Origin of the sequence: Sphingobacterium sp. BIGb0165 (assembly GCF_024810095.1) — a bacterium.
Lineage (GTDB): Bacteria > Bacteroidota > Bacteroidia > Sphingobacteriales > Sphingobacteriaceae > Sphingobacterium > Sphingobacterium detergens.
Map to the genome: position 1 here is coordinate 446704 of NZ_JANUEB010000001.1, position 20868 is coordinate 467571.

Here is a 20868-nt window from a genome sequence, read left to right on the forward strand (position 1 = left end):
GGCTTAAGAATTTAGTATTTCGCGAAAAAGGTTGAGGATATCGTCATTGGGTGCCTGATTGGCATTTTTGGATTTGAAATAATCCTGAAAAAGTGCAGATATATCTTGGGTCAGATTAATTTCTTTTGCATCAAATGGGTTTTGTTTGTCGTGTTGCACAACCGGAATTAAATAGACGATACCCGGATGTGTCTGATAAATCAGTTTACGGTCTTCGGCTTTGAGGAAGGTTTCGGATTTGAGCGTTAATTCCACTAATGTTTCTGGATGCTCGGAGAGCCAAGTAATACATTGGTCGATATCGTCAAAGGATTTTCGGACTAAAGGTTTTCCTTGTTGGAGTGCAATGCGATCAAATGTGACATGTGCACCGGGTAGAGCATTGACAATGCTTATGTATTTGGTCTGGCCAGCTTCGGCGAAACTATAGCAAAGGGGAGATGAGGCGTATACAACAGGTTTTTCCGGAGAGCCGATATTTTTGAATCCATGAATATGGCCGAGTGCCGTGTATTGAATCTGAGCCGGGATGGATTCTGAATAGATCAGATCAGCATTTCCAATTTTAATTGGCTTTTCCCCATCAGGCTCGTCGATTAATGGGGATCCAATTTTATTCATATAAAGGTGTGCTGTTAGTATATTGACACCCTTTTCGTCACAGTAGGTCTCTGCTAATTTTTGCCAATTTTCGGCCAATGCTTTATTTAATTGAACTTCTTTGTCTTCACCAAGATATTGTTTAAGCCGAATTTCATTGGCATAGGCGGTATGGAGTATCCGGATCGGATAGTTATAGCCTTCTAGGCTCAACTCGATAAAACCATTGTCTGAGCGTAGGACCGAAAAACCTTCGGCCGTAAATGGCGTTACAACTGCATTTGGGTGACCGATGAGAATAATGCCAGATGCCCGGGCTAAAGGGTCTGGTGCATCAATCAAATTGGGTGAATCGTGGTTTCCAGCGATAGCGATAACAGGTCGGGTACCATTTTTTGCCAATCGTTTGATCGTTTTGTAAAATAACTCGATAGCCTCTACACCGGGATTGAACGTATCAAAAAGATCTCCTGCGATAAGAACCAGGTCGACCTCTTGCTGGTCTGCTAGCTGAATAATCTCCTCCATGACCAAAAGCTGTTCGTCCATCCGAGAGAAGCTATCCAGTCGTTTCCCTAAATGCCAATCGGCAGTATGCAGTATTTTCATGATGAGCCCTTATTTTTTTACGTAATAGTACAAACTAAGATAAATTTGGTCTGATATGCAATTATAATTGCATATCAGACCAAATTTGTAGGAACGTAGGTTTGAAGCGTCTAGTTTGACGTATTGAAAATGTTAAAAGTTGTTAAATGCGGTAGGTAAAAATAGTTTAATTGTATTTTTAGTCCTCCAAAATTAAGCTAAGTAATCGTAGATAAAATAAATTTATGCGTAAAATTTACCTGTCTTTGTGTGTTTTCTTTCTTTTTTTGATGAAGATAAATGCACAGGAAATAGAAGCGATCAAAGGGGAGACTGCTTATCCTTTTCTATTAAAAGAAGCTGATGCCGATGATGAAGCCTCGGAAAAACAACCTGTCTTTGTGTTTCTGCATGGCAGAAGTCTATCAGGTACGAATTTGGATCGGGTAAAACGTTATGGTGTATTGTATGCGATCAATAAAGGGCAGGAGGTCCCCGGGATTATTGTTGCTCCCCAATCCCGCGGTGGCTGGGATCCGGATAAAGTGATAGAGATCGTTGATTATGTTATCGCGCATTACAATGCTGATCCTGATCGCATCTACGTATGTGGTATGAGTATGGGCGGTTATGGAACCATGGATGTTGCCGGAAAATATCCGGAGAGGATAGCTGCAGCAGTGGCGATTTGTGGTGGTGGATCGAGCCAATATGCCTCCAACCTGACGCAAGTTCCAATTTGGCTACATCATGGAACAGCTGATCGTGCCGTACCCATTTCAGAATCCAGAAAAATTATGAAAGCCATAAAAAAGGTGGACCCTGAAGCTGATGTGAGCTTAAATGTGATAAAAGGAGGGACACATGGTAGTGTGGAACGCTTATTCCACGATGATGCAATCTATGACTGGATGTTAAAATTTAAGAAAAAGCATAAATCCTAGGCTGTATGGCATAGCTATTTTATGTGTGGCCTTTTGGTTCATTAAAAATATAATAAAAATGGGATGTCCAGTAATAATCTGGACATCCCATTTTTATGAATTTTGTTTGTAACCCTTTCGAATCTAATTTTAAATAGCCAATTCTCGGGTTTCGTTTTTACATTTTAAATTTTCTTTATATTAACCTTCATCCGTGTTTTCAAGTCGTTGTTTTCGATTGAATTGCGCCATCAATACATTTGGTTGATGGATCAGGTGCGTTTTGGCAAGGTAGTCCGGATTGTCCGCATAGATAAAGAGGAGTGTTCCATCCTTTATTGTGTTGATGATCGGTCCAGCATATTCCCGGGGAACCGCAGGGCATCCGTAGCTTTTGCCTAACCTTCCCAAGCTTGATATCGTACCTGTGCTGCAGTAATCTGCGCCATGCATCACCACATATCGTGCTTTGGCATTGTCATTTATACCTTCTTCGAGGCCATCCAGTACCAAAGAGTAGCCATTTTCACCGTTATAGGTGTTTTCGGTAACAAAAAATCCCAATGAGCTTTTTAAAGACTCCTGCTGATTCGAAAAATTTGTAGCATAATTTTCACCACTATTTTTTCCGTGTGATACCAAGGTGTTAAAAAGTACCTTTTTGTGTTCCAGATCAAGTACAACAAGTCTTTTTTCCGTGGATGCCATGGAAAAGTCGATGACTGTCATAATATCTTTGTTGTGGATGGAAAGCTCTTTTCTACCTTCCATTGCTTGTCGAAATGCCTCGTATTTTAATACTGGGCCTAGATTCATTTCATCATATAAAGAATCAACGGCTGTCCGTTGACGTTCTACATTTATATGATGGGTATTGGTTTGTTGATCTGTTGTTTTTAATTCTTCTTTTGATGACAATGCTGTATTAAGTGCCATTAAAAGAAACATAATCGTATTTCCCATTCTCCTCCCTTTTCTGTGTAGATGTTTACAAAAATAATTATTAAAGTTAATACATATTTGATTTACAGAATGTTAAATATTGTTAATCAATAACAATGACCAAGGAGGAAAGGTCTTTTGACCGTTTATAGACAAATTGAGCGTGAGATGACGCATTTCTGACACACATATGTGACTTAGGGGTTGTGCCCAAACTTTCACTGTATTCGATGATGCTACCGTTTGGATTATTGACTGGTACACCATGAATATATGCTCCAGCGGTGAACCGGGTCGCATAGGGAGCAAATCCGCCATAGGTTCGCGTGCCATCTTCAAAATAGAACATTTTTGATTTGTGTTCCTGGACGACAAAAAGTCCGGTGGGTGTTTCTTGTGCATGCGGCGGTTTGTGTCGGCCACTGGTAACAGGGTTCATGCTGCGCACGAGCCACTCTTTGCCCACTTTTTCCAATGTGCAGATATTTTGGTTCTTGACATCAACAACATTAATACTATTAAATTGTACGCTATCGCTTATCAGTCGCAGGTAGCGCTTGGGGACGGTATATTCCCCCTCAAATGATACACCGGCAATAGGTACCCGCGCCAAAGTGTCTGAACCCTTTACACGGACCAGCCAACCATCACGTCCATAACGCACCGGTTTATCTGTTGTTGGGTCATATAATGGTGCTGCCTGATAACGCTCGACATTGAAACTGTCTGACACACGTTTGTAAGAATCCCGTTTGAAATCTTTAATCGTAGGAGCTTCACCTTTTTCATTTTGATAATTTTGAAGGACGGCGTACAATGAGGGCGTCTGCTGAAAATTTTCAACATAAGCTAGACGTTCCTTTATTTTGTCCCATTGAAAGCTACGCGTGGTATCCTTATAGGGATAGGTATCTTCAAGTGTGTATTTTTTGTAAAGCAGATCTTTTTTGATCATAATATCTGCTGCTGTAACTACTTTAGGCTTTACTTCCTGTTTTTTGGCAGTGACAGTGTCTTGATGTCTAATTGGTTGCTCTTTTTCTGCTGTACTTTTCTTTTCCTGCTGGCAGCCCAACGATAGAAATAATAGGCTAAATACGAGACATGTTAATCCTTGATGCATATATGGATTATGTAAATTATTGTTTTGTTCTTTAAATATAAGAATAAAACACATTTTTTAAATGATTGACAAAAAGTTAGTTTTGTAATTTCAAGTAAAAGTATGCATAGGATTGTAATTTGTTCGGCTATGATGCTGAACCCTGAAGGGGAGCTGTTGTTGGTTAGGAAAAAGGGATCAAAATATTTTCAATTGCCCGGAGGTAAGATTGCTGCGGGAGAAAGCGAGTCGGAAGCCTTGGTTCGGGAACTCCTGGAGGAGTTGCAATTTGATACAGACCCTGGGACATTGCAGTTTATTGGTCGGCATGTGACGCAGGCGGTGAATGAGCCTAATACCCTGGTAGAAGGGCATATTTATTTGATCAAACTCGCTATGAAATTTAATTTTCCACCACAGGCCGAACTGGAAGAAGTGCAATGGATCAATAAGGCCAACTGGCAAGATTATCAGTTGGCACATCTGGCCGAAGAGTTCGTCATTCCAAAGTGGCTGTCCGGAGAGTTTTGATGTTGGATAGCTTGATGTGAACAATTTAAGACTTTGCTTGTTAATGTTTTATATATAAACAATTAATAAACAAAGATTATGGAAAATCAGCTTTTAAAATCAGCGAAAGACTTTTTTGATGATGAGGTTCTTACTCGGATCGGGCAAAGTCTAAACCAGGATAATGAACAGGTAAAACAGGGCTTAAATGTTGTTGTTCCCTCTTTGTTTTTGGGATTGAGTCAGCAGGCGGAAGGCGGTGGTGGGATTTCTACAATTCTGGAGCAGGCGAAACAGCGTTTTTCGAATTTTGATCTGAATCAACTTCTGGGCGGGCAGGAAGCTAGTGAAGATGCTGAAGGGCTGCTGGGAGAATCCGGAGGTAGCAATATACTGACTTCAATATTTGGTGGTGGTCTAGAGACCGTATTGGGTACAGTTGCTGGTTATCTGGGATTTAGCGCTGAGTCGGTGCAAAAATTGATGGGCTTGTCCCTGCCAGCTATATTTTCTAGTTTGACCAATAAAGGTCAACAATGGGATGCGAATACGATAAATCAGACTTTGCAGGATAATAAAACAGCTTTTGCGGCCGCCATACCTGCAGGATTAGGTTTGGGCGCTTTTGGGAAATTATTTGATGGTGGGCATTTTTCTGTACCTGAGGAAGTAAAACCTGAGGAGATCGTGCCTGAAGAGGTCATACCAGAACCTCCAGTGGAAGAGCCAGTTAAACATATCGAAAGTCATCCAGGAGCAACAGTCATTAATCCAGCTACAGAGTTGGAGGCACATAAGGAGCCGTTGGCATTGCCTAGAGCAGATGGAGCCAGAACAGCCGCCGCATCAACGGGTTCCTCAGGCGGAGGCTGGTGGAAAATTTTGATTGCTTTGATCGTTATCGCATTGCTCTGGTTTTTGTTTGGAAAAGGCTGTAGTGGTAATAAAAATGGTGGTGTTACAGATACCAGTGTCAATCAGGGGCAGGTGGACTCGGGTAATACAATGGGAAATGGTACGGCCAGTCAGATTGATCGTGAGCATTTGGATGTGATGTTGCCGAATGGAGGGAAGCTGGGGGCATTTAAAAGTGGTATAGAAGATCGGTTGGTACAATTTTTAAAATCCGACTATAAATCTTTGGGAGAAGATTCATTGAAAAATACTTGGTTTGATTTTGATAACCTGAATTTTGAAACGGGTACTGCGAAAGTATTACCTGAAAGCCAGGCTCAGCTCAGTAATCTGGCCGAGATTCTCAAAGTTTTCCCTGCTGCCAATGTGAAAATTGGTGGATATACAGATAAAACCGGAAATGAAGAGTATAATAAAAAATTATCGTTGGATCGGGCAAATGCGGTCAAGGATTACCTGGACAAGGCGGGATTGTCTAAACAGGTGACCGGAGCGGAGGGCTATGGCTCGCAATTTGCAAAATACCCTGCAGATGCACCGGAGACGGACCGGATTTTAGACCGACATGTTGCGGTTAGTGTGAGGTGATGGGAGATTTGAGATGTGATATTCTAGACTTGAGATTCTAGAGAGGAGAGATAAAAAAGCGGATCCAAAAGATCCGCTTTTTCTATTTGCAGAGATTGTATTTAATGGATATCTAATTGATTTCGTGAGGATATGAAATCATTCTTGCAAGCATTTATAGGTAAAGAAGTGTGTGGATAATACTTCATTTAGAAGCTATATACACATGCTAACAAAAATTGTCCGGCCGATTTTGTTGGGGATAGGTCATTCTTGATGAATTTTTCGGTATTGCTTTTGTCAAATCTAATTTCGGGAATGAATTTGAAGCCGTGGTAGTTGTATTCGGCTGTCAAGGTAGTTGCTAGCATATTTGAACTTGGGATGCCATTGCTTTCCTCTTTGTGAGTCTGGAAGAACTCCTCACGTAATCCTATTCCAAAATGCTCGGAGAGGTGAACCCGTGGGTAGAGTGCTATCCCGGTATAACCACCTTCGGCTCTTCTCTTATAATGTGTAGCATTTACGCCGAGGAAGAATTTGGGTGTGAAATCATAATTACCCACAAAATCCACGAGCGTGCCTGAGCTGTAGTTTGATTTACCACCAACGGAGGAGCCTGTTAGGAAGTTGAGGTAGAAGCTGCCTTTATCGTTAGGTCTGTAAGTTAATTGCGAACCGACGTGCGATACGCCATTTAGATCCTGGTATACATTCCAATCGTTAAATATACCGACCATTAGTGCAAACTTGTCTGAGAAACTATAGGTTGCTTTCAGTCCGGCATCTTGAAAAGGACCGGCGCCGAATAAATAAGAGGTGGAGTAATGAAAATTGTAGGTGGGTGAGATGACTTCAAATCCGACAAATGTTCCCATAAATCCGGCGGTCAGATTGAGCTTGTCTGTTAGATTATAACCTACATAGAGATTTTGAATGTGGAAGCTGTTTTTGTCGTCTCCAGGTTGGCCGTCTCCATTTACGATAGATCGATATTGTCCGCGGGGTCCAAAAGATAGTTCTCCTACAAAAGATGCTTTTTTAAAATTCTTCTTTAAGGCCAGATCAACCATACCAATGGAGACTGAATTATTGTCTTCAGTAAAGTAAGTGTTTATGTTTGGTTTGTTTTGGAAGTCATATTTCCAATAGGTGTCTACTGATCCTGATATTTCTACTGATTTTTCCTTGTTTTCTTCTTGTGATTTTGATGTTTTGATGAAAATTATTGAAAAAATAATGAATGTTAAGATTTTTTTCATGTCTAAGAGGTTTTAAGTTTGATTTGTTTTGGGTTTTTGGTTGATTTTTAATTGATTTTTTATAGGTTTTTGTTGTTTTTGTGTTTGTTGATGTGAAAATATGGAAAAAATATTACAAAAAATAATATTTGATAGTAATTTTTCAATAAAAACACTTTATATTTGTCAAAACAATAAGTAAAAATGGGTTTTTGTTTTGTTTTTGTATTTTAAATAACAATTTATTGATGTATTAATAAAGACTAATCAGTTTAAACAAATGAAAAAAATTATTCCACTTTTAGTTCTGGTACTTTTGGGCGTATTGGGACTTGTATTTCCATCTATAGATTTGTCTGCACTAGACAAAGCGGAATTCGATACAGGGGATACGGCCTGGTTATTGACTTCCTCAGCGCTGGTGTTGATTATGACGCCCGGTCTGGCATTTTTTTACGGCGGAATGGTCAGTAAAAAGAATGTGATCTCAACGATGATGCAGAGTTTTATCTGTATGTGTCTGATGACAATCCTCTGGGTGATCGTCGGATTTAGTTTAGCCTTTGGCGAAGATATCGGTGGGATTATAGGTGATCCGCGCACATTCTTTATGATGAAGGGGACCTTAGGAAATATCGCTTGGGGTGCATTGCCAACTATTCCATTGGTTTTATTCGCGATGTTTCAACTGAAATTTGCGATTATTACGCCTGCACTTATTACGGGTGCATTTGCCGAGCGTATCCGATTCAACTCTTATATGTTGTTTATTATCTTATTCGGTATTTTTATTTATATGCCATTGGCGCATGCGACCTGGCATCCTGAAGGCATTTTGGCGAAACTTGGTGTTCTTGATTTTGCCGGTGGTACTGTCGTACACATGTCGGCAGGTTGGGCAGCGTTGGCTGCAGCCATTTATTTAAAAGGCCGTAAATCACAGACACACAATCCAGCCCGTATAAGCTATGTAATCCTGGGAACAGCCTTACTGTGGTTCGGTTGGTTTGGATTTAATGCCGGTTCGGCTGGCGGGGCTAATACAATAGCGGCCTATGCGTTTGCAACAACAACGACGGCTTCGGCGATGGCAGCGATGGCATGGATATTTGTCGATATTATCCGAGGTAAAAAACCATCAGCGATGGGTGCATGTATTGGTGCTGTCGTGGGCTTGGTTGCGATTACACCAGCAGCGGGCTTTGTCAGTATTCCACACGCCATGGTCATCGGGTTAGTCGCTGCATTGATCAGCAATCTGGTTGTCTATCTGAGAAGTAAAACAAGTATTGATGACACCTTGGATGTATTTCCTTGTCATGGTGTAGGTGGTATGGTAGGGATGGTGCTGACTGGCGTATTTGCCCACCATAATGTCAATCCTTTGGTGGTTGATAATGGCTTGTTCTTTGGTGAAACGAAGTTATTTTTTGTGCATACCGTTGCCTTGTTCGCAGTATCTTTCTTCGCCTTTGTGGGCTCGCTGGTTCTATTAAAAGTAACGGATCTGATTTCTCCTTTACGTGTGGAGGAAACAGATGAAGAACTTGGCCTGGACGTTTCTCAACACGCTGAGGCTCTTTAAGCCCCTTGATCGGAGTAATTGATCATCCCAAACAATGCTTTTCCTTACAGCATTGTTTGGGATTTTTTTTGCACCTTTGCCAAAGGTTGAATAGGCTGGAATATTTGAGTTTATGCTATGAAAGATACTACAAAAGATACTTTACGTTCGGATTTTGAGAAAATGATGCGCTATTCCTTACAGAAAAATGGCGATTTTGGTTTTAATATATTTGGCGATTATGCCACATCTGTTCTCAATTTCTATGTTGGAAGTTCTATTTTAGCGTTAGCTGAAAAGCGTGATGCCGCACTATTTCTTGCGAATCTATACAATGCTGGGATCAAAAATGCCATCGACCAGCAGGATCTTCAGGAGATTGCTGATGTTCTAGCGCAGGATCCCACCCTCAATTATCAAGTATTAGCACCGATTTTCGACTAATGTTTTGTCCAGACCAGATTGCCGGTTTCATATCCACATTGTAATGCATAGGTTAGAAACTCATTTCGGATCTTTTCTGGAATCGCTGTATCTCTGCCCAAAATCCACATGTAATCGAGATTGTCTCCAAATATGAGTGCATATTTATAATCTGGGGTTATTTTTACAATATTATAGCCATTGTAGAATGGACCGAAGAAAGAGACTTTCAATGCGCCTTCATGAGGGCCATTGACAAATTTGGCTCTTCCGATGGATTGTTTCCATTGTTCTTTTTCCTCCGAATAGCCTTGGTTGTTTACCCGGATCGTTCCATTTTTATTTTTGCTGTATTCTGCTGAAACCTGACTCAGTCCTCTTTCCCAACGGAAATCGAGTCGAGCGATTTCAAACCATTTTCCAAGGTATTTATCTAAGTCAAAAGGGTCCACTACATCGGGGCGCGATATCACCGGCTTTAATGCATTGTATGCGACAGTTCCCAAAGCCACAGCGGCCAGCAGTAAGAGCGATTTTTTCTTGTCTATATTCATCTTTTGAATTTGTTTGTTGATAAAACAACAATTTTAATACCAATAAGGTTTAGGCATACTGAGCTATTTTCTTAATTTTGTTGACTTAAAAATTGTATTTGTGTATTCTAGAGAAGAGGTAAAACAATTAAAACAGCTGTTCTGGACCAAGTTTGGGCAATTCATGTCCCTGCATGCATCCGCTGACGGTGAAAAAGTAAATTGGGTTAACTATAAAACAGGGATCAAACAGCTGTATTTTAAAATGGATGCCGACAAGAAAGCTGCCAAAATTGCGATAACTTGGTCACATACTGATGCCGGAATCCGTGCGTTGATGGCCGAGCATTTTCTGCAGTACAAAAATCTGCTTCATGATATTCTGGGAGAAGAATGGGAATGGGATATGGATGGTTATGACGAATATGGCAAGCCGATCTGTCAGATCTACAAGACACTGGAAGGCCATAGTATTTTTAAGGAAACGGAGTGGGGGGAGCTGATCACGTTCTTTAAACCACGGATGATCGCACTCGACGAGTTTTGGTCTTCGGCGAAATATGCGTTCGATATTTTTAAATAATTACAATTAAATAAATACAACAATGAAAAAAATGATTAAGGGTTTGCTGGCTGTGGCTTTGTGTTTTCAACTTTCATCGGTATTTGCCTGGGGAACCATTGGGCATCGTGTCGTCGCTGAGATCGCTGAGCATCATTTGAACAAGAAAGCAAAAAAGAATATTGGAAAAATCATTGGACAGCAAAAGTTGGCATATTGGGCAAATTGGGGTGACTTTATCAAGTCGGATCCTAACCCAGAATTTAAGAAATTAGGTAATTCGCATTTTATAAATTTAAATTCAAATTTACCTTGGGCCGAGTTTCAACTGGGACTTGAAAATTCGGCCGATGAAAATTTATACAAAACAGCGATCCGTATCGAGCAATCTTTTGCAGATAAAAACATTTCGCTTGATCAACAGAAACAGAATCTTTATTTCTTGATTCATATCTTGGGGGATGCACATCAACCTATGCATGTCAGCCGTGCAGAAGATCAGGGTGGAAATAAGATCGAAGTAAGCTGGTTTGGAAAAAAATCGAATATTCACCGCGTTTGGGACAGCGATTTGGTGGATAATGAGAAATATAGTTATACGGAATATGCAACAGTATTGGATGTCAATGATAAAAGGGAAAACGAACAATTGGCCGCTGGTGAATTGTCCAATTGGTTGTATGAGTCAAATCAGCTTGCGGAAAAGATTTATGCTGATGTAGCCAACAATGCCAACCTGTCTTATTCCTACGTTTATCAAAATAAAGATACCATGGAGCAATGTTTACTCAAAGGTGGTCTACGTCTGGCTAAGGTGCTGAACCGGATTTTTGGATAAGCTCATTTAAAGCACAGTATATTGAAGTCGTATCATTGTTTATGGTACGACTTTTTTTTGCCTTAGTATTTCAGTTTTGCTGTATAGGATTTATATGATTTTCTATTTACTTTTAAACAAAGCGTACTGTTTACTTGTTCCATGCTTATTATGATCTTTCTCCATGACTATTCCACAGCTGTTTAAAAAAATTGTTCCCTTTGCCCGCCCTTATCGCAAGCTGATTGTTTATACTTTACTTTTGACCGTGGTAGGGTCATTTGCTGCTCAAATTAACGCATTTATTTTACGGTATACAGTAGATACCATTAATGCAATGATGGTGGCCAAGGAACCATTGTCTAAGGGGCTGTATATCGTCGGGATCATCAGTGCGGTATTGTTGCTGAAGGAAATTATCTATGCGCTGGTGCAGTTTGGTCAAAAATTCTATGGGGAAAAACTCCGGATTTATATTGCACGTGATTTTTCACAGTCTATTGTGAGCCGTATTTTGACTTATAAACTTGCCTTTTATACTTCTGCAGATAATGAAAGTGGAAAGTTAGCCACCCGTATAGATGCTGGAATCAGCTCACTTACACGTTTGGTGCAAAACTTCTTTATTGATATTTTGCCTTTATTTGCCAATGCAATCATCGCATTGGCCTGTATGTTCTATGCCAATGTATATGTAGGCCTGGTGGGGGTCGCAGTCATTCCATTATACCTTTACATTAGTCAGACCCAAGCCTCAAAACTGACAGGATTTAGGCGACAAATGCGTAATTATCGTGAGTCTAAAAATAATCGAATTATTAGTCTTATTGAATCAATACTCGTGATCAAATCTTTTGTACGGGAGCCCGAAGAAGCAAAACGACATGAGAAGATTCAATTTGAGATGACCGAAAATCAAATGGAAACTCGAAAGACGAGCTTCTTTTACGATAGTATAAAGAATTTTGTGGAACAGATTGCAGTCGTTATCATTATTGTATTGACAGCCTATTTGGTGCTATCTGGACAAATTACAATTGGAGCCATTATGTTCCATATCATGCTGTTCAACAACGTCTCGGCACCGATTCGCCAATTGCATCGCATTTATGATGAGGTCAACGATGCCCTGATCTATTCGGAGTCTTTTTTTGAGATCCTGGAATCGGATGATCAGATTGAATCAAAAGGAACGTATCGGCCGGAGAAAATCCACGGTCATTTGGAATTGCGTCAGGTTTTCTTTGAGTATCCCAATGGGACACAGGCACTAAAAGATGTCAGCTTTGCTATTAAACCCAATGAAATTACAGCTTTAGTCGGACTAAGTGGTGCGGGGAAAAGTACAATTATCAACTTGTTGGATAAATTCTATGAACCGACAGGTGGGCAGATCTTATTGGATGGTGTAGATTTGGCAGATTATGATACTGCATTCCTCCGGCAGCATATCGGTATGGTGTTGCAGCGTAACCATATTTTTAAAGGGACAATATTTGAAAATATTGAATATGGCAAGATGGGGAGTTCACGGGAAGAAATCGTGGAAGCAGCTAAAAAAGCCTATATCCATCAACAGATTATGGAGTTGCCAAAAGGCTACGATTCTGATGCGCAATTGCTTTCTGGTGGACAGCAACAGCGTATCGCGATTGCACGGTTGTTTCTGAAAAATCCGCCTATTATTTTTCTGGATGAGCCCACAGCGAATCTGGATGCCATTGCTACGGAGCAGATTAAAAATAGCCTTGATGCGATCAAGAAAGATCGTACGGTAATTATTGTATCGCACAGCATCTCCCAGATTATTGATTCAAATGCGATTGTCGTGATGGAGAAAGGCCATGTTGTTGAGCAGGGACAACATGAGGAACTTTATATGCAGAAAGGAACCTACTACGAAATTTTTTCAGCTATGGCCAATAGCCTTAATTTAAGCAAGATCAGCAAGACCTTACAGGCTGATGAAAATTGATATCTTACGCTTTCGGACCTTAATTTGCACGACTATGGAGTATCATTCCAATGACAACGAGGGCAATTCCCACACAGGAATAACTATTTGGAAAGGCAGCTTGTAATAGTATTATTTCGCCCAATAGTGTAAAGATTACTTCCATGGCTTGCGTTGCTTCAATCGCCGCGAGGGCTTTGTGGTCGGTGCGAACCAGATCTGTTGCCGTAAAGAATAGGAGGGTGGCGATTACTCCAGAAAAAATGGCAACCATGAAGGTCTGCAGCAACTGACTCTCGGCTGGGAGCCCACTGTCCATATAGCCAAAGATGCTGAGCACAATCCAAAAGGGCATGCTGCATAATGTCATGCCCAGTGTTCGTTGGAAGGCATCCAATTTATTTTCCGCTATTTGCATCATCTTGCGGTTTCCCAAAGGGTAGGCAATGGCCCCGATCAATACAGGGATGGTTCCCAATAACATGGATTTTATGGAGCTTGCACGTGCTTCTGAGATTTGCATGAGGACAATTCCCAAAAAAATAATAATCGAGAACAGGAGTGAGGCTTTGGAAATTCCGCTTCGATTCTCTTTCTTTTCCAGTAAGGGCCCGATAAACATACCTGCGATAATGGTGAATTCAAAGGTACTGGCGACCAACCATGAAGGGCCAAAACTAGCACCAAAGGTAAGGGTGGCATAAAATACACCAAAACCTATTGTACTCCATAGCAACCACTGTGGCAGATTGGATTTGATGGCATCAAAGAGAGGCGCTAAATTACCTCTAATGAATACGATAACAAACAAGATGGGAAGCATCCAGATGAAACGTAAGGATGCTGTCCATTGCCAGCTTCCACCCGAAACTGCCATAACGCGGTTTAAGACGAAGGTGCTGGCGAAAAATAATGCGGCAACTATTCCTAAAAAAAGTGCCGTATTTTTATTGTTTTTTATTGTAAATTGGAATGGCATAAATAAAAAGAATGTACTGTCAATTTAATACAGTGAAAGTAAGCAAATGCGCGTTTAATTGGAAATGAAACAAAAAGTAATTGATTTTTATGGCGATTTTCTCATTTAAAATTCCTTATTTTGCCTAATCAATAAAACAAGTAGTAAGAAAATTCATCAAGATGATTATACAACCAAGAACTAGAGGTTTTATTTGTTTAACCTCGCATCCACAAGGGGCTGCGCAAAACATTAAAAATCAAATTGAATACGTGAAATCGAAGGGTGAGATCGCGAATGGTCCAAAGAAAGTGTTGGTGATCGGTGCTTCAACAGGATTTGGTATTGCATCCCGGATTTCTGCAGCGTTTGGTTCTGGAGCTGCTACAATCGGTGTATTTTTTGAAAAACCTGCGGCAGAAGGTAAGCCGGGTACCGCTGGTTGGTACAATTCTGCGGCTTTTGAAAAAGAAGCCCACGAAGCTGGATTATATGCCAAAAGTATCAATGGTGATGCTTTTTCGGACGATATCAAAAAACAGACCATTGAATTAATCAAAAAGGATCTGGGACAAGTAGATTTAGTGGTTTACAGTTTAGCATCTCCGCGTCGTACACACCCAAAAACAGGTGTTGCACACGCTTCTGTTTTAAAACCTATACAGGAACCTTTTACCGATAAAACGGTAGACTTCCATACGGGTATTGTTTCGGATATTACGATTCAACCCGTAGAAAATAGTGAAGATATTGCCAATACAGTTGCCGTAATGGGTGGAGAAGACTGGAAATTTTGGATCGAAGATCTTAAAGCTGCAGGCCTTTTAGCTGAAGGCGCAAAGACAGTTGCTTATTCGTATATCGGCCCTGAATTGACTTATCCGATCTACCGCAATGGAACGATTGGCCGTGCGAAAGATGATTTGGAAGGTACTGTACCTGCAATCAACGCGATCTTAAGTGATCTTCACGGAGTAGCTTATGTTTCTGTAAACAAAGCTTTAGTAACACAGTCTAGTTCAGCGATCCCAGTTGTACCTTTGTACATTTCCTTATTATACAAGGTTATGAAAGAAAAAGGAATCCACGAAGGCACGATTGAACAAATGCAACGTTTATTTGCAGAGCGCCTTTATACTGCTGATGGCAAAGTATTGCTTGACGATAAAGGCAGAATCCGTGTTGACGACCTTGAGATGCGTGCAGATGTTCAGGCTGAAGTAGCCGCACTATGGGAGAAAGCGAATACAGAAAATTTGACTGAGATCTCCGATATCGAAGGTTACCGCAATGAGTTTTTTAACTTATTTGGTTTTAACTTTGATGGTATAGATTACAACGCTGATACCAATGAGGTTGTTGCTGTACCGAGCATTGAAAACTAATATAAGCTAGCAATACGAGTAATATAAAAAAGGCTAACCGTCAGGTTAGCCTTTTTTCGTTTCTTCTATTTGTTATCCCCTGTAGTTTTTGAGAATCTACCATGCACAGGTCGGGGGTGTCAGGCAAGCTTCGGTTTCCGATTATATAATAAATTGCCTACGACTGCAAAACCAATAGACACCATAATGGCGCTGAAGGGGTAGATACCTGTCATGCCAACATTGTTGGCTACAAAGCCGATCAAGGGACCTGTAATACCCAGAGAAATATCAATAAATAATCCGTAGGCAGCCAATGCCGAACCCTGTTGGCTTTGATCGACCTTTTTGATCGCTTCCACACCAAGGGCAGGAAAAACGAGTGAAAAGCCAAGGCCTGTTAATGCTGCTCCAACAAGTGTCCAAAAGGGATGGAGGGCGAGGGCAATAACTAATAAACCTAATGATTCTACAAAAAGACTGACCAAGGCGACTTTCAAACCTCCATATTGATCAATGACCTTATTGAACACAAGCCTTGTCAGGATAAAGAAAACACCAAAAACGGTCAAACAGGCAGCACCATTTTGCCAGTTAAAATGATCATAATACAGTGTCATAAAGGTCGATATACTCCCAAAACCGAGACCGCCCAGGGCCAGACAGGTCCCAAATGGAGCGACAGTAAAAAGTACACGCTTGAAACTGACAGTGCTAGTCTTCTTGGCGATCACCCGAAAGGGAGTTTTTGATTTGCTATAAAGATAGCCCAAGATACCAATAGCAAAGGTCAGCAGTCCCAATGATTCATAATTGATATGGTCAACCATCAATACACCCAATGGTGCTCCGAGGGCAAGTGCGCCATAACTCGCAATACCATTAAAGGAGATGGCTTCGGCAGCATGTTCATCGCCTAGCTCCAATAGCGCCCAATTGATCGGACTGGCGCCGACCAGTCCCTCGCCAATGCCTGTGAATAACCTCGTGATCAGCAATAAACCAAGGCTTATGAAAGGCTGCGATTTGAATAAAAAGACGAATAGGAGTAAGATCCCCGAAAGCGCAAAAAAGAGCATACTGCGCAGGACCGATACCTTGGGACCTTTGGTATCCACTATTTTTCCGGCATAACCCCGTAATAAAAAGGTCGCAATATATTGGACACTGATGACCAATCCGGCGATAATTGTATTAAACCCTAAAATTTGATGAATAAAAATGGGTAGGGTCGCAAGTGATAAGCCAATCGTGAAATAACCGAGAAAAGTTAAAGAAACATAGCCTAAAATCTTTTTATTGACCTCCCGAAGAGAAACTGTCATTTTAAAAAATTTTAGGCAAAAATACGTGTTTAGACTTGTTTTTAGAAATAAAATTAGTAGACGACTGTCTCCTTAATCTCACAATTTTTTTCAAGCCATTCCTGATCGAATTGTTTAGGTGATACTTTTTTGCCCTGATAGATATAGTAGATTTTTTCTGATTCTCCTTTTACTGGCGGTCCAGGGATCTTATTGACGATTTTTTCTTCGGGACAAGCTTGAATTAAGGCCTGTTGCGTGTTCTGACGAGTTTTACAGGAAGTGAATGCTACTAAGATGAGGAGATACGCTAATTTATTCATGAGTTTAGTTTTATTGTAGTAAATAACGAGACCTTCTTTAGAAGTGCGACATGATTTTATACAATTAAATACAACTTTTTATAGGCAGGTTTGTTGTATATATAGATCGTTCTTAAATGGATCTGGAGTGTTATTTTCAGCAAATCTTTGAAAATAAAGCTAGTATCAAAGGATAATAAAATATAACAACAAAGAAATAATCATGAGAAGAAAAGCAACAGCCCAATGGAATGGGAGTCTAAAAGAAGGTAAGGGAAATCTGACCACCGATAGTACGGTATTGGATCAGGCACAATATTCGTTTTCAACAAGGTTTGAGAATGGTATTGGCACCAACCCGGAAGAGCTATTGGCCGCAGCCCATGCCGGATGTTTTACGATGCAGCTGAGCGCATTTTTAACCGAAGCTGGTTTTGTACCAGATGAACTCAAAACGGTATCGACCATTGTCTTTGAAAATGGTGCAATCGTACGTTCTGAACTCGAATTGACCGCAAAAGTACCCTCCATTGACGACGCAGAATTTCAGGCGCTTGCTCAGAAAGCAAAGGAGAATTGCCCGGTCAGCAAAGCATTTAGCTTTGAAAAAACATTGCATGCTGCCTTGGTATAGCGGTTTGGAATATAAAAATTGGCGTAGATCTACGCTATGAATGCAGTGACATTTTAGACTTCCTAAAAATCGCTGCATTTTTTCGTTAAAAAGATAAAAAGCCGTTACTTTGGACCTTGGTCAGCACCTTGTGTTCCGCAATAAAACCTATCGCGGATACTGAGGCGGTATGCGCAGCACTGATCACCACTTTAGAGCATTTAAACGAATATTACTTTGGTACAGAAAAAGAAGAATAAGCTAAGCGCGACAGCGTTATTGGAAAAGAATAAGGAGGAAGGGATTGCATTTCTAAAAGAGAACGCTACGCAGGAAGGTGTAGTAGCCAGCCCATCGGGTTTACAATATAAAATATTGACGAAAGGTGCCTGTAAAATTCCGGTGAAAACCTCAAAAGTAATCTGTCATTATAAGGGGGAACTATTGGACGGAACGGTATTTGACAGCTCCTATAGGCATAAACGACCAGAAACATTTTATATCAATGAACTTATCCGTGGTTGGCAGGAGGCCATGTGTATGATGCCCGTTGGATCAATCTGGCAAGTTTATCTTCCACCACACTTAGCTTATGGCAAGGAAGAATTAATGCCCCGAAAAGGAGGGGAGTGCACCTTGGTATTTCAGATTGAACTGATCGCAATTCTATAATAGCGGATTGGAAATACCAATTTCCCAATGGGGGGCGGCTCATCCCTGGCGAAAACAATAATTACGGCTCAAGCATAAAAAAATCCCCAACAGACGCTGGGGATTTTCTAATTATTTTAGAAAAATTTTTTAAAACTATTCTAATTCCTTGATTTTAGCATTGACTTCAGTAGTTTTAGCTTCATCTTGCATAAAAACATAGTAGTTCTTTAGGTTTGTTAAAGCATCTACATTCTTTGGTTGCAAAGAAACAGCTTTCTCCAAGTAAGGTAATACAGGTTTCAATTCTGCTTTAATCTTATCCACTTCTGTGTTATATTGCGCTTGCGTCAACTTTCTGTTGTTGTTAACAACATTTAGTTTTTCACGAATTTTATTCATCAACGTGATCGCTAAATTTGTATTGGCTTCAAAGAAGTTAGGGTCGATTTCCAACGCTTTTTTGTATGCTACAACTGCTGCCTCATCATTTTTTGCTGATGCTTGTGCGATACCTAAATAATAGTTTAAGCTTTTATTCGAAGGATCTTTAGCCAATTGTGTCGTGATGGCATCAATGGTCTCTTTCTCATGTCCTGTGATCAAATTCAATTCGATATTTTGCGTCATCGCTGCATTGTCATCCGGGTAAGCTTCGGCAGCTTTCTTCGCATATTCAAGAGCAGAAGTTGTGTCTTGTAATGATAAATACAATTTAGGTAAATCAACCATAATTGTTTTATGTGAAGAGAAATCCTTTCTAGGGATCAATTCTTTGTAACGTTCGATCGCATTTTTATAATCCTTGTTGGACAATGCCGCTACACCACTATAGTAAGTCACTAGCGTATCCCCGGGAAGGTACGTCAATGCTTTGGTGAACGAACTATAGGAATCGGCATATTTTTGTGCCTGGTATTCTTCAGCACCAATATTGAAGTTGTATTGTCCAAGGATTTGCTCAGCTACAGTGATGTTCGCTTTGTTTGCTCCATCTGTATCCAATTGTTTTGCTTTGGCAATACCATCTTCTGCTAATTTTGCCAATTCAGCGGATTTATCTATAGTCGATAAGTTTGCGTTAATTAAAGCATATACTGTCCAAGCTTCTGCATTATCTTTTGTCTTCTCGTTGATCACAGCAGCGTCAATAGCTTCTTTTGCTGATTTAAGATTTGGCAAGCCTAACTGTGCAGTACCAGCATCTTTTAATTCCTGAAATTTAGCAAGACCAGTTTTTGCCTTTTTTACGTTACCCGTTTGGGCAAAAGAAACTGATGTAGATACAGTACCTATTGCCGCTAATAATAATAGAGATTTTAAATTCATATCTATTTAACTGTTAATTGATTCAATAATAAATTCACCCTGTCTAATTGTAACGCATCATCGATAAGCGTATAATATTTTGCTAAGGCTTTTAAGGCATTAACATCGTAGGGTTTGATTTCGTTTGCTTTTAATAGATATTCGACCGTTAAATCCTGGATATCCTGGTTTGTCGGATCTTTTAATAGCGTTTCGAGATTAATTAAGCCCAATGCCAAATTAGATTCATAATTGTTTGGATCTAATCGTAACACATTATTATAGTATTCTTTTGCTTTTTTTAGATCATTCGCATTTTCGTAAGAATAACCGGCAATGTAATTTAATTCCACATTTTCAGGTTCCAAACGAATTGCATCAGCGATAACGTTCAATATTGCATCGTAAGAATTATTGGCCGAATACACATCTATTAACCTAAAAAGGATTTGCTTATTCTCCGGGAATATAGCATGTCCTTTCTCTAGAACGTTTAAGACATCCTGTTTAGTACCTCCTAAGCTATAAATTTGTGCCAATTCCAAAAAGTAGGTTGGCTTGGGATTTTCAGCTTTAATAAGCTCGTTATAGTAATTAATAGCATTCATATAATCTTTATTTTTTCCGGCAAGTACGGCAAGATTATATTTGAGGTCGGTATTTTTAAAACCAAGGGAGTCTATTCGAAGGTAAGCCTTATATGCTTTATCAAATTTATTGTCTTTTAGTGCGATACCGCCCTGATAGGAGATTGCGCCAGCAAGATTTTGACGAACATAGTCCATCTCTGCAGGAAAATTGCGGCGCGCTTTTTTTGCATCCAACAATTTTAGCGATTTGATGGATATATCTATGGGGTCCAGTTTATACTGCTGTTTTCTAGTTGAATCTGCAACTGCCAGTGAGCTATATACCAAAGCCCTTAAAAGATTATTGTTGACAGCAGAGGTGTCTTTTTTTGTTAGAAATGCTGCGTCAGCAAACTTTCTGGCATTTTCGAGATGTTTAAGATCACCAGTTTTGGTATATAAAGCAAAACTGTTGCTGCCCTCTTTCAAATTTGATTGGGCAGCAACAGTTAAACTACTTGCAGATATTAACAATGATATCAGTAAGTTTTTCATGCA

21 protein-coding genes are annotated in these 20868 nt (G+C 40.1%); 11 read left to right on the plus strand and 10 right to left on the minus strand.

Features of this window, described 5'->3' with window-relative positions; all coding sequences use genetic code 11:
- Window positions 1-3: 3 nt before the first annotated feature.
- Window positions 4-1209, minus strand: a complete 1206-nt coding sequence (locus M2408_RS01935; protein ID WP_259178781.1) for an exonuclease subunit SbcD — start codon at window positions 1207-1209, stop codon at window positions 4-6.
- A 224-nt stretch (window positions 1210-1433) separates the two neighbouring features.
- Here M2408_RS01935 and M2408_RS01940 point away from each other — a divergent pair, with 224 nt between their 5' ends.
- Window positions 1434-2132: a prolyl oligopeptidase family serine peptidase gene (locus M2408_RS01940; RefSeq protein ID WP_259178785.1), complete on the plus strand. Its 699-nt coding sequence runs from the start codon at window positions 1434-1436 to the stop codon at window positions 2130-2132.
- 180 nt (window positions 2133-2312) lie between these two features.
- Here the strand turns inward: M2408_RS01940 and M2408_RS01945 are convergent, their stop codons facing one another.
- Complete coding sequence (locus M2408_RS01945) at window positions 2313-3074, minus strand: murein L,D-transpeptidase catalytic domain family protein (protein ID WP_259178786.1); 762 nt, start codon at window positions 3072-3074, stop codon at window positions 2313-2315.
- A gap of 82 nt (window positions 3075-3156) precedes the next feature.
- Window positions 3157-4176 carry a L,D-transpeptidase gene (locus tag M2408_RS01950; protein ID WP_259178788.1) on the minus strand — a complete coding sequence of 340 codons (1020 nt, stop codon included), beginning with the start codon at window positions 4174-4176 and terminating at the stop codon, window positions 3157-3159.
- A gap of 102 nt (window positions 4177-4278) precedes the next feature.
- On the opposite strand from M2408_RS01950, the gene M2408_RS01955 reads away from it, so the two are divergent.
- A complete protein-coding gene (locus tag M2408_RS01955; protein ID WP_259178789.1) occupies window positions 4279-4686 on the plus strand; it encodes an NUDIX domain-containing protein in 408 nt (135 codons plus the stop codon).
- Window positions 4687-4764: 78 nt separating this feature from the next.
- A complete protein-coding gene (locus M2408_RS01960; RefSeq protein ID WP_259178790.1) occupies window positions 4765-6168 on the plus strand; it encodes an OmpA family protein in 1404 nt (467 codons plus the stop codon).
- 188 nt (window positions 6169-6356) lie between these two features.
- Here the strand turns inward: M2408_RS01960 and M2408_RS01965 are convergent, their stop codons facing one another.
- Entirely contained in the window at window positions 6357-7409 is a 1053-nt protein-coding gene (locus tag M2408_RS01965) for an outer membrane beta-barrel protein (protein WP_120257970.1), read from the minus strand.
- A gap of 259 nt (window positions 7410-7668) precedes the next feature.
- Here M2408_RS01965 and M2408_RS01970 point away from each other — a divergent pair, with 259 nt between their 5' ends.
- Window positions 7669-8973, plus strand: coding sequence for an ammonium transporter (locus M2408_RS01970; protein WP_259178791.1), 1305 nt, complete (start codon window positions 7669-7671; stop codon window positions 8971-8973).
- Window positions 8974-9090: 117 nt separating this feature from the next.
- The gene (locus M2408_RS01975; RefSeq protein ID WP_257090014.1) at window positions 9091-9396 is read left to right on the plus strand and encodes a hypothetical protein; all 306 of its coding nucleotides are present in this window, start codon (window positions 9091-9093) and stop codon (window positions 9394-9396) included.
- On the opposite strand, the gene M2408_RS01980 is transcribed toward M2408_RS01975, so the two are convergent.
- Entirely contained in the window at window positions 9393-9929 is a 537-nt protein-coding gene (locus M2408_RS01980; protein WP_244211682.1) for a lipocalin family protein, read from the minus strand. The genes M2408_RS01975 and M2408_RS01980 overlap by 4 nt on opposite strands.
- A gap of 100 nt (window positions 9930-10029) precedes the next feature.
- Between M2408_RS01980 and M2408_RS01985 the strand changes: the two genes are divergently transcribed.
- The 3 genes from M2408_RS01985 to M2408_RS01995 all read left to right on the plus strand — a co-directional run bounded on the left by M2408_RS01985 (window position 10030) and on the right by M2408_RS01995 (window position 13262).
- On the plus strand, window positions 10030-10491 hold the full coding sequence (locus M2408_RS01985) for a DUF4268 domain-containing protein (RefSeq protein ID WP_259178794.1): 462 nt from the start codon (window positions 10030-10032) through the stop codon (window positions 10489-10491).
- A 22-nt stretch (window positions 10492-10513) separates the two neighbouring features.
- The gene (locus M2408_RS01990; protein WP_259178796.1) at window positions 10514-11308 is read left to right on the plus strand and encodes a S1/P1 nuclease; all 795 of its coding nucleotides are present in this window, start codon (window positions 10514-10516) and stop codon (window positions 11306-11308) included.
- A 163-nt stretch (window positions 11309-11471) separates the two neighbouring features.
- Window positions 11472-13262 carry an ABC transporter ATP-binding protein gene (locus M2408_RS01995; RefSeq protein WP_259178797.1) on the plus strand — a complete coding sequence of 597 codons (1791 nt, stop codon included), beginning with the start codon at window positions 11472-11474 and terminating at the stop codon, window positions 13260-13262.
- A gap of 19 nt (window positions 13263-13281) precedes the next feature.
- Here the strand turns inward: M2408_RS01995 and M2408_RS02000 are convergent, their stop codons facing one another.
- The gene (locus M2408_RS02000; protein WP_259178799.1) at window positions 13282-14220 is read right to left on the minus strand and encodes a multidrug resistance efflux transporter family protein; all 939 of its coding nucleotides are present in this window, start codon (window positions 14218-14220) and stop codon (window positions 13282-13284) included.
- Between the two features lie 161 nt (window positions 14221-14381).
- On the opposite strand from M2408_RS02000, the gene fabV reads away from it, so the two are divergent.
- Complete coding sequence (gene fabV / locus M2408_RS02005) at window positions 14382-15584, plus strand: enoyl-ACP reductase FabV (RefSeq protein WP_259178800.1); 1203 nt, start codon at window positions 14382-14384, stop codon at window positions 15582-15584.
- A 119-nt stretch (window positions 15585-15703) separates the two neighbouring features.
- Here the strand turns inward: fabV and M2408_RS02010 are convergent, their stop codons facing one another.
- On the minus strand, window positions 15704-16888 hold the full coding sequence (locus M2408_RS02010) for an MFS transporter (RefSeq protein WP_259178802.1): 1185 nt from the start codon (window positions 16886-16888) through the stop codon (window positions 15704-15706).
- A gap of 53 nt (window positions 16889-16941) precedes the next feature.
- Entirely contained in the window at window positions 16942-17190 is a 249-nt protein-coding gene (locus M2408_RS02015; protein WP_259178804.1) for a hypothetical protein, read from the minus strand.
- Window positions 17191-17392: 202 nt separating this feature from the next.
- Here M2408_RS02015 and M2408_RS02020 point away from each other — a divergent pair, with 202 nt between their 5' ends.
- Window positions 17393-17803, plus strand: coding sequence for an OsmC family protein (locus M2408_RS02020; protein WP_259178806.1), 411 nt, complete (start codon window positions 17393-17395; stop codon window positions 17801-17803).
- Window positions 17804-18019: 216 nt separating this feature from the next.
- A complete protein-coding gene (locus M2408_RS02025) occupies window positions 18020-18454 on the plus strand; it encodes an FKBP-type peptidyl-prolyl cis-trans isomerase (RefSeq protein ID WP_259178807.1) in 435 nt (144 codons plus the stop codon).
- A gap of 135 nt (window positions 18455-18589) precedes the next feature.
- Here the strand turns inward: M2408_RS02025 and M2408_RS02030 are convergent, their stop codons facing one another.
- Window positions 18590-19762: a tetratricopeptide repeat protein gene (locus M2408_RS02030; RefSeq protein ID WP_259178808.1), complete on the minus strand. Its 1173-nt coding sequence runs from the start codon at window positions 19760-19762 to the stop codon at window positions 18590-18592.
- 2 nt (window positions 19763-19764) lie between these two features.
- Entirely contained in the window at window positions 19765-20865 is a 1101-nt protein-coding gene (locus tag M2408_RS02035) for a lipopolysaccharide assembly protein LapB (protein WP_259178809.1), read from the minus strand.
- Window positions 20866-20868: the final 3 nt, after the last annotated feature.

Excerpts from the sequence above, each read along its gene's own strand:
- M2408_RS02000 (WP_259178799.1), bottom strand. The coding sequence starts at position 14,220 with ATGCCATTCCAATTTACAATAAAAAACAATAAAAATACGGCACTTTTT.
- M2408_RS02010 (WP_259178802.1), bottom strand. The coding sequence starts at position 16,888 with ATGACAGTTTCTCTTCGGGAGGTCAATAAAAAGATTTTAGGCTATGTT.
- M2408_RS01970 (WP_259178791.1), top strand. The coding sequence starts at position 7,669 with ATGAAAAAAATTATTCCACTTTTAGTTCTGGTACTTTTGGGCGTATTG.
- M2408_RS02015 (WP_259178804.1), bottom strand. The coding sequence starts at position 17,190 with ATGAATAAATTAGCGTATCTCCTCATCTTAGTAGCATTCACTTCCTGT.
- M2408_RS01955 (WP_259178789.1), top strand. The coding sequence starts at position 4,279 with ATGCATAGGATTGTAATTTGTTCGGCTATGATGCTGAACCCTGAAGGG.
- M2408_RS01935 (WP_259178781.1), bottom strand. The coding sequence starts at position 1,209 with ATGAAAATACTGCATACTGCCGATTGGCATTTAGGGAAACGACTGGAT.
- fabV (WP_259178800.1), top strand. The coding sequence starts at position 14,382 with ATGATTATACAACCAAGAACTAGAGGTTTTATTTGTTTAACCTCGCAT.
- M2408_RS01995 (WP_259178797.1), top strand. The coding sequence starts at position 11,472 with ATGACTATTCCACAGCTGTTTAAAAAAATTGTTCCCTTTGCCCGCCCT.
- M2408_RS01965 (WP_120257970.1), bottom strand. The coding sequence starts at position 7,409 with ATGAAAAAAATCTTAACATTCATTATTTTTTCAATAATTTTCATCAAA.
- M2408_RS02030 (WP_259178808.1), bottom strand. The coding sequence starts at position 19,762 with ATGAATTTAAAATCTCTATTATTATTAGCGGCAATAGGTACTGTATCT.
- M2408_RS02035 (WP_259178809.1), bottom strand. The coding sequence starts at position 20,865 with ATGAAAAACTTACTGATATCATTGTTAATATCTGCAAGTAGTTTAACT.
- M2408_RS01960 (WP_259178790.1), top strand. The coding sequence starts at position 4,765 with ATGGAAAATCAGCTTTTAAAATCAGCGAAAGACTTTTTTGATGATGAG.
- M2408_RS01950 (WP_259178788.1), bottom strand. The coding sequence starts at position 4,176 with ATGCATCAAGGATTAACATGTCTCGTATTTAGCCTATTATTTCTATCG.
- M2408_RS01990 (WP_259178796.1), top strand. The coding sequence starts at position 10,514 with ATGAAAAAAATGATTAAGGGTTTGCTGGCTGTGGCTTTGTGTTTTCAA.
- M2408_RS01940 (WP_259178785.1), top strand. The coding sequence starts at position 1,434 with ATGCGTAAAATTTACCTGTCTTTGTGTGTTTTCTTTCTTTTTTTGATG.
- M2408_RS01980 (WP_244211682.1), bottom strand. The coding sequence starts at position 9,929 with ATGAATATAGACAAGAAAAAATCGCTCTTACTGCTGGCCGCTGTGGCT.
- M2408_RS01945 (WP_259178786.1), bottom strand. The coding sequence starts at position 3,074 with ATGGGAAATACGATTATGTTTCTTTTAATGGCACTTAATACAGCATTG.
- M2408_RS01975 (WP_257090014.1), top strand. The coding sequence starts at position 9,091 with ATGAAAGATACTACAAAAGATACTTTACGTTCGGATTTTGAGAAAATG.
- M2408_RS02020 (WP_259178806.1), top strand. The coding sequence starts at position 17,393 with ATGAGAAGAAAAGCAACAGCCCAATGGAATGGGAGTCTAAAAGAAGGT.